Origin of the sequence: Candidatus Magnetaquicoccus inordinatus, from assembly GCF_004217665.1 — a bacterium.
Lineage (GTDB): Bacteria > Pseudomonadota > Magnetococcia > Magnetococcales > Magnetaquicoccaceae > Magnetaquicoccus > Magnetaquicoccus inordinatus.
Window position 1 is genome coordinate 1 of sequence record NZ_RXIU01000162.1, and the last position, 8,139, is coordinate 8,139.

An 8,139-nucleotide genomic window follows, 5' to 3' on the forward strand; every position below is an offset into this window, starting at 1 on the left:
ATGCTTTCAGGTGAAAGGTACGCGCCTCCGGGGGCGAGATTAATGCCATCACCAGATGCACCGGCTCCTGATCGGCGGCAGCAAAAGCAATACCAGTTCGAGAACGTCCCAAAACTGCCATCGGGGTATGCAACCCCTCCAGTCGCGCATGCGGAAAGGCCACCCCCAAGCCGGTGGCGGTGCTGCGGATGGCCTCGCGTTGCAACCATTGTGCGGCAATCTCTTGAGCAGAGCTGAAAGAGAGCTCTTTGGCCAAAGGTTGTGCCAACTGCTCCAAAATCTGGGCGATGTTCTCCCCATGCAAATCAGCAATGATGCGTGCGGGAGTAATCAAATGGGTGATGTGCATGGCTGGTACGGGCAGCGCAATAGTGCGTGGAGAGTGCGGGGAAAAGTGCGGTTTTGCTCAACTTTCACTGCTGCCGGATCCCAGTTGCTTGCGGCGCGACGAAGAGGGAATATTTAATATATCCCGATATTTGGCGATAGTGCGTCGGGCAACGATGATTCCCTGATCTTTTAACAATTTGGCCAGCTTTTCATCAGAATAGGGGCGACTGGGTGATTCACTCTCCACCAGTTTTTGAATCTTGAATTTGACCGCTTCCGAAGAGTGATTCTCTCCCGATTGCGAGACCAAAGAGGAGGAAAAGAAATATTTCAGTTCAAAAATACCACGCGGGGTATGAATATATTTGTTGCTGGTCACCCGGGAGGCGGTCGATTCATGGACGCCAATATCGTCGGCGACATCCTTCAGGATCAATGGTTTCAAATGTTCCCGACCATATTCCAAAAAATTGCTCTGAAAACGCACAATCGATTCGGCAACCCGATAAATGGTGCTGGAACGCTGTTCCAGACTTTTGATCAACCATTGCGCCGAACGGGCGTTATCCTGCAAAAAGCGTTTGTCCTGTGCCGACAAGCGCCCATTGAGCGCATTATCATATTCGCGGTTGATGCGCAGCTTGGGCATGGCATCGGTGTTGACCTCTACTACCCACTGGCCATCCTGCTTGCGCACATAGACATCCGGGGCGATATAGTTGGTCTGCTCGCTGCCAAAGGCCAAACCTGGTTTGGGGTTGAGCGATTGAATCAACTCCACCGCCTCTTGCAGCTCCTCATCGGTGATTTTTAAAATCCGTTTCAACTTGCGAAAATCCCGCCGCGCCAGATCCTCCAGATTCTCCAACAGGGTAGTAAAAGGGGGATGTGCCTGTTTGCGACTTTTCAACTGCAGCAACAGAGATTCCGCCAAAGTGCGTGCAGCCACGCCCGCCGGTTCAAAGGATTGCACCAAAACCAGAGCATCCTCCACCTCTTCCACGGTGGTGCCGGTCATCTCGGCAATCGATTGCAGATCAGCGCTTAAATAACCATTATCATCGATGGCGTCGATAATCGCCGTACCGATCAGACGCTCTTTTTCGTTGAGTGCCGAAACACCCAATTGCCAGAGCAGATAATCGGTCAGGGTTTCATTGCGTACCAGCGTATTTTCCAGAGGAGGAGCTTCGCTGCTGGAGGTGTTATCAAAATTTTGCGGGGCCGAAAAGGAGCCGGAGCCATCGCCATAAATATCCGACCAGGAGGCATCGACCGGGAGATCTTCCGAGAGGTTGCGTTCGCTGGGTTCATCCTCGTTGCTGGGCGAGTTGCTTCCTTCGCTGGCCCGTTCGTTGGCCAGCATTTCACTCATGCCGACCACATCCTCATCCGGACGGTCCTCCTCCCGTTCCAGCAGGGGATTTTTATCCAGCTCTTCCTGGAGATAATCAGCCAGTTCCAGGCTGGACATCTGTAACAGCTTGATGGCCATTTGCAACTGGGGTGTCATGACCAGTTGCTGTCCCATCCGCAGTTTCAGTTCCAAACCTAACGCCATAACAAATCCTCGTTTTCCGTTGCGGAAAAAAGTTACAGTCGAAAATCCTTGCCCAGATACAAAGCCCGCACCATCTCATTGGTAACCAGGTGCTCAGGAGTTCCATGAGCCAGCACTTTGCCATCGGTCAAGACATAGGCACGATCACAGATACCCAATGTTTCCCGTACATTATGATCGGTGATCAACACACCGATTCCTTTTTGCTGCAGGTGGCGAATGATGGTTTGGATCTCGTCCACCGCCAACGGATCCACCCCGGCAAAGGGTTCATCCAGCAAAAAATAACGGGGTTCGATGGCCAAGGCGCGTGCCACCTCTACGCGGCGGCGTTCTCCTCCTGAGAGAGCATAACCTGGACTATCAGCTAACGATAACACACCTAATTCAGCAAGCAAATGGTCCAATTTTTCCATTCGTTCGCTACGAGCCAGTGGCAGGGTTTCCAAAATGGAGAGCACATTATCGCGCACACTCATTTTACGAAAGATGGAAGGTTCCTGTGGCAGATAGGAGATGCCGGCACGCGCCCGTCGATACATGGGAGTGTGGGTAATATCCAGCCCATCCAGATGGATCGAGCCAGTATCTGCAGAGACCAAACCGACAAGCATATAGAAAGTGGTGGTTTTGCCCGCGCCATTGGGTCCCAACAACCCTACCACCTCTCCGGGGGTGAGGGAAAGGTCTACCTGTGTGACCACTTGGCGTCCGCGATACCCTTTTCCCAACCCTTTTGCCTGCAACAGTTGTCCGTTAGGGGACAAAGAGAGGGGGTTGGTTGCGCTGCTCTCTGCGTTTGTCTGCAGTGGTTGGCTCATGCCTATTGCCCTGCTGGTTTGCTATTGGCAGATTTGCCTGCCTTGCCGGAGGAGGGAGTAGGTTGGGTGATTCCGGGCTGCCCATTTTCAGTAGGCATGATGCGTGCGGAAACACGGCGCTGCTCCCCGCTTTGGACATTGATTTTGCTGATGGTATGATCATCGGCGATGGTAAGCAGGATTTTTTTACCCTCCAGGCGATCATTGGCATGCAGGATGGCAGCATTTTGCACCTGCCCAACCATCTCCAAGGTCTGCTTATCGACCAGATAGATCATCTCATCGGCGGTACCCTGGCTCTCCTCTTGTACCAGGAGCACATGTCCTTCGGCATGAATTTTGGCCACCCCTCCGCGATTGCCAGCAGAGGCTTGGCGACGACTGTTTTTTTGATAGAATACGGTCATTTTATCGGCAGTCAATTGAATCCGTTTTTCATCGGCGCGTACCGAACCAAAAAAGACTGCGACCTGTTTTTTATCATCCAGTTCCATGCGATCGGCAGTGATGACCAACCCTTCTTGGGTGGTGGTGGTGTTGGCTCCCCATCCGCCAGCGCTCAGGCAGAGATTGGCCGACAGCAAGAGTGCCAGAGCAACAGCCCGGTTGCGCAAGAGAGTAAACCGTTTAAGAACGGGGAGTTGTCTCATCATCTTCGTCACCAGTCACCTCATCGCGCACGGTAAAAGTGTGCAAGCGGACATTATGCTGCACAATCATTGATTTTTTATCATTCATAATCGCCAGACCGACCCCTTCCAGACGCATCGTATCGTCTTCCAGGACAAAGGGTTGCTGGGTATAAAGCATTTTGCGTGCAGGATCATAATGCAGCAATTCACTGGTCAAGCGTTGCCGCTCACTGTTTGCCACCACTTGACCGCTGAAGGTCATGATTTGTGTTTGTTGGTGTACGCTGCCCTCTTGGGCGGTGACTACCGAACGCTCGCCCTCTTCATTATACAGCAATAAATCGGGTTGGCGGATAAAGATTTTATCTTTGCCTTCATCCAGGGCGGAGGGGGCGAGCAAGCGCCACTGCAACCTCTCTCCAACCAGTTGAAAGAGCTGTACTTCTGTCACCTTGGTGGCAGTAGCGGGGATCTCCACCTCGGCAGCATTGGCCAGACATCCTGGTGCTGATTTTTCCATGCTTGAGTCATTTGCGCAGGGATCCCGACCGGGCATGACGCGATTGGGATGTTGCAGATGCCACGCGACCAATCCGAGTACCAGCAAGGGAATGGTGACCATAAAGAGTTTAACCGGCAGTTTCATGATAGTGGCCGTGGATCCGGCACTCCCTCCAACAATCCCTGAATTAAATTATCCCAGACACCCTGGCTGCGTAACAATCTTTCTGCCATTTCGCGTACCGCGCCCCGTCCCCCTGGGAGAGAGGCGACCCAATCGACCCGTTTTAGCACCTCCGGATCGGCATCACGGGGCGCGGTGGCCAAACCGACCCGGCATAATGCTGCCAAATCGACCAGATCATCACCCATGAACAGACACTGCTCGGCCTGGAGACCGGCTCTGTGCAGCTCTTGTTGCAGAGCGGGCCATTTGTGGCGGGCTCCCTGATGGACGAAGGAGAGCGACAACTCGGCAGCACGTTGGCTGACCACGGAGGATTGACGAGCGGTGATCAAGCCCACCTGGATGCCTGCTTGCAGCAGCAAACGGATACCCAGTCCATCACGCACATAAAAGCGCTTGCTTTCCACTCCGTTATTATCCAACTGGATGATGCCGTCGGTCAAGACACCATCCACATCCAGAACCACCATCCGGATTGCTTTAGCCTTTTCCTCTGGCCAAAGTGTCTGTTTGTCACTCATAGCAGACCTGCTCCCAAAATATCATGCAGATGGAGGATGCCCTCCGGGGCAGAGGCAGCCTGACCGACAAAGAGGGTAGTGATCTTGTTCTCCTCCATCAGGCGCAGAGCTTCGATGGCCAGGGCTTGCGTGGGGATGGTTTTGGGATTGCGGGTCATCACCTCGGCGCTGGTGCGGGATTGCAGATCGTTGCTGCCCTGCTGTTGGCTGTCACGTTCCAGCCAGCGGCGCAAATCGCCATCGGTGATGATGCCGATCAAGGCGCCTTGTTCATTCAGAACACCGGTTACACCCAGGCGTTTGGCGGTCATCTCCAGGATGGCCTGCCGCATGGGATCGGTAGAGTGGACCAGAGGGATCTGCGAACCGGTGTGCATCAGATCGGCCACACGCAGCAACAATTTTTTTCCCAGCGCGCCACCGGGATGAAAGAGCGCATACTGTTCCGGGCTCAACTGACGCCGTTGCAACAGCGCCACAGCCAAGGCATCGCCCATGGCCAGAGCCACGGTGGTGGAGCAGGTGGGGGCCAGGCCCAGCGGGCAGGCCTCTTTTGCCACCGCCACATCCAGGGCCACCGTACTGACACGCGCCAGGGTGGAGAGCTCTCTTCCCACCAGGCTGATGATGGCCACCCCCAAAAATTTGAGTGCGGGGAGCAAGGTGAGCACTTCGGCGGTTTCGCCACTGTTGGAGATGGCCAATACCACATCGCGCTGGGTCACCATGCCGAGGTCACCATGGCTGCCTTCTGCGGGATGGAGAAAAAAGGCGGGTGTGCCGGTACTGGAGAGGGTAGCGGCAATCTTCATGCCCACAATACCCGATTTGCCCATGCCGGTCACCACAACGCGACCTTTGCACGCTTCCAGGATGGTGACTGCCTGTACAAAGCGACTATCCAGTCGCTCTGCCATGCTGCGAATCGCATCTGCTTCCAATAATAGGGTTTCTTTGGCCTGAGAGACCAGGTGCTCTGTTTCATTCATCAGATTTTGCGTGATCCTTACAAAAAAACCAGGACAAACCGTGATTCAATCACGCATAATAATCCATTCTCTGCGCCTTGCAACTGCTTGGCGGAAAAAAATTTCCCCTTTTCCTGCACAGCGGAATCTGGAGGATCGATGACCATAGTTCGCGATTGCATGTTTCCCGATCTGATCACCCTCTCCCCAAGCACCACCCTTTTGGATGCGATGCGTCGGTTATTGCGGCAGCCCTTTGGCTTTGCCGTCATTTTGGACAATATGGCGCCGGTTGGTTTGGTGACAGAATTTGACCTGCTGCGCTGGATGGTTGCCGGTCATGATTTGGCCAAAGCCACTTTTGCCCAGTTTACACTCTCTATTCCGCAGATCGTGCGGGAAGATACCCCTTGTCAATCGCTGCTCAACATCTACAACAACCGACGCTTTCGGCGTTTTCCGGTGTTGAATGATGAAAACATGCTCTCTGGTGGCATCACCGAAAAACAGATTGTCGCCTCTTTGCCGCGTTCGGAGTTGATGGCTCATTATCGGGTTTCGGATATTATTCAGAGTCGATTTCCGGCGGTAAGCAGTGATTTACCTTTTCAAGAGGCGGCACGGCAGATGGTCTCCTGGCACCGTGGTTGTCTGCTGTTGAGCGATGGCGAACAGTTGCTGGGGATGGTGACCGAGGGGGATTTGTTGCGTTTTCGTATCTCTGCCGATTGGCATGCCGATGCTCCGCTGTCCCTGGTTCCCAGCAGTGAAGCCATCACCATCGAACCCGATCGCAATCTGTTGTATGCGCTCGATCTTTTTGTGCGCAGCGGCCACCGTCGCATTCCGGTCGTGGCGCGTGATGCTCTGACGGGGGTGCCGCGTAAACTGGTTGGCTTGTTGACCCAGACCGATCTGCTCAAGCAGGTTGTCAACTCGGCACGCACCCATAAAGCCATTTTGAATCCAGAGGATATTAATGATCCGGCCATTTGGTTTGAACCCAGTGGCGGCCATCGCATTCTGGCTTTGAACGAAAAAGGGGCTGCTGCTCTGGAGTTGGATAATAGTTGGGTAGGACGTTCGGTACATGATTTGGCCCGGGATCCGGATATTTGGGGTGCGATAACCATTTTGCTGCACAACTGTGGCACCATGGATCGTATCAGTTTGCCGTTGCGTACCGGCAGTGGTTCGGCCATCTGCTCCATTTGTCGTTTCAGTCTGGTCCACACTCCGACCGGTGAGGATCGTATTTTTTGGACGTTGCATGGTTCGGAGAGCGGACGCAGCAAATGTGGCTAATTTATTTGCGAAGCCCATAAATTATTGCCGATCTGTGGCTGATTTTGTAAAAAATATCAGCATTAATTGTTGTGATATTATTCCTGGCAACCGGGTTAAATTAGCGATAGACTGGACCGATTATTCTGTCAGAAGTGTCAATCTCAACTTGATCATGGAGGACATATGCTGAAAAAATTGGTCGTCTCTCTGTTTGCTGCTGCTGCCTTGGCTGGTTCTGCTTTTGCCGAAGACATCAAGTGCGGTGCCAACGCTGCCAACCCCGATGCTGAGTGTGGTGGCGGAACCATTTGTATTTTGGCCATGTCGCCCCCGGTTTGCAGACCGCCATTGCCCGCCGGACAGGCTTGCAAACGCGACAAAGTGTGTGCATCCAATCAGTGCGAAAAGGCTGCAGGTGCCAAGCCAGAGGATAAAGGGGTCTGCAAATAACCTCTTTGGGCTATTGCCAGAAGCAAAGCGGCCCTGTTGAGCCGCTTTGCTTCCTTATTGCTCCGCAATCATTTTTATGTTGTTGTTTGGCAAAATGTCGTGTAATGTGGGCCCATCAGTTGGCAGTTTTTGATATATGTGGAATTTATCTATCACCCTTCTGATAGAATTAAATTTCCAGGTGGTGGTTTTCCAGGCTTTTTGCTATTTGTGGAGTGTTGAATGTCCTCTTCTTCTCCCCTTATGGATAATCTTTCCGACACCCAGCTTTTGGATATATTGCGTCGGGCCCGCACCATTGCTGTGGTTGGTCTTTCACCAAAAACCGATCGTCCCTCCTATCGGGTAGCCGCCTATCTGCAGCAAGTGGGGTATAAAATCATCCCGGTACGACCTGCCAGTGAACCTATCCTGGGTGAGCCCTGTTTTCCCTCTTTGGATGCCATACCCAAAGAGTGGACTGTAGATATTGTCGATGTCTTTCGGGCTGCTGATGATACCCCTCCTATCGCAGAGGCTGCTGTGCGCTTGATGGCAGGTCAGGCGGAGAGTACCGCCCTGTTTTGGTTGCAGAGTGGCATTATCCATGAAGGCTCTCTGACTATCGCTCGTCAGGGTGGTTTGAGTGCCATTCAGGATCGCTGTTTGATGGTGGAACACCGCCGTTTGTTGGCCCAGTAAGCGATTTGCCCTTGCGCTCCATTGACTTTCTTGCCTGCTGCACGCGGGCAATCTCCAGCGTCTGTTTGCCGATTGGTCAACAACTCTTTACCATTGGTGCGGAGTGATGACCATTTGCGTTTGGTAACTATTCACCACCCAAAACAACTGCGGGTCCAGGGAGGGCACCTCCCTGGCCGGGTCCAGGGATGGAATCCCTG

The 8,139-nt window shown here is 53.2% G+C and carries 10 protein-coding genes; 3 read left to right on the forward strand and 7 right to left on the reverse strand.

What is annotated here, in order from left to right; genetic code table 11:
- From EJP87_RS11375 to EJP87_RS11405, 7 genes are all read right to left on the reverse strand, one after another.
- Positions 1-349 (reverse strand): PTS sugar transporter subunit IIA (locus EJP87_RS11375; RefSeq protein WP_130471996.1); only part of this gene is annotated, 349 nt, incomplete at its 3' end.
- A gap of 57 nt (positions 350-406) precedes the next feature.
- Positions 407-1,891, reverse strand: a complete 1,485-nt coding sequence (locus tag EJP87_RS11380; protein WP_130471997.1) for an RNA polymerase factor sigma-54 — start codon at positions 1,889-1,891, stop codon at positions 407-409.
- 32 nt (positions 1,892-1,923) lie between these two features.
- Entirely contained in the window at positions 1,924-2,640 is a 717-nt protein-coding gene (gene lptB, locus EJP87_RS11385) for an LPS export ABC transporter ATP-binding protein (RefSeq protein WP_130472004.1), read from the reverse strand.
- A 74-nt stretch (positions 2,641-2,714) separates the two neighbouring features.
- Positions 2,715-3,365, reverse strand: coding sequence for an LptA/OstA family protein (locus EJP87_RS11390; protein ID WP_130471998.1), 651 nt, complete (start codon positions 3,363-3,365; stop codon positions 2,715-2,717).
- Positions 3,340-3,990 carry an LPS export ABC transporter periplasmic protein LptC gene (lptC, locus tag EJP87_RS11395; RefSeq protein WP_130471999.1) on the reverse strand — a complete coding sequence of 217 codons (651 nt, stop codon included), beginning with the start codon at positions 3,988-3,990 and terminating at the stop codon, positions 3,340-3,342. The genes EJP87_RS11390 and lptC overlap by 26 nt, the downstream gene beginning before the upstream one ends.
- Positions 3,987-4,553 carry a KdsC family phosphatase gene (locus tag EJP87_RS11400; protein WP_130472000.1) on the reverse strand — a complete coding sequence of 189 codons (567 nt, stop codon included), beginning with the start codon at positions 4,551-4,553 and terminating at the stop codon, positions 3,987-3,989. The genes lptC and EJP87_RS11400 overlap by 4 nt, the downstream gene beginning before the upstream one ends.
- Positions 4,550-5,542 carry a KpsF/GutQ family sugar-phosphate isomerase gene (locus EJP87_RS11405; protein ID WP_130472001.1) on the reverse strand — a complete coding sequence of 331 codons (993 nt, stop codon included), beginning with the start codon at positions 5,540-5,542 and terminating at the stop codon, positions 4,550-4,552. The genes EJP87_RS11400 and EJP87_RS11405 overlap by 4 nt, the downstream gene beginning before the upstream one ends.
- Positions 5,543-5,680: 138 nt before the next feature.
- Here EJP87_RS11405 and EJP87_RS11410 point away from each other — a divergent pair, with 138 nt between their 5' ends.
- The 3 genes from EJP87_RS11410 (at position 5,681) to EJP87_RS11420 (ending at position 7,939) form a co-directional block, all read left to right on the forward strand.
- Positions 5,681-6,826 carry a CBS domain-containing protein gene (locus EJP87_RS11410; RefSeq protein WP_130472002.1) on the forward strand — a complete coding sequence of 382 codons (1,146 nt, stop codon included), beginning with the start codon at positions 5,681-5,683 and terminating at the stop codon, positions 6,824-6,826.
- Between the two features lie 165 nt (positions 6,827-6,991).
- A complete protein-coding gene (locus EJP87_RS11415; protein WP_130472003.1) occupies positions 6,992-7,258 on the forward strand; it encodes a Dickkopf N-terminal cysteine-rich domain-containing protein in 267 nt (88 codons plus the stop codon).
- Positions 7,259-7,480: 222 nt separating this feature from the next.
- Complete coding sequence (locus EJP87_RS11420; RefSeq protein ID WP_227657593.1) at positions 7,481-7,939, forward strand: CoA-binding protein; 459 nt, start codon at positions 7,481-7,483, stop codon at positions 7,937-7,939.
- The last annotated feature ends 200 nt before the right edge of the window (positions 7,940-8,139 follow it).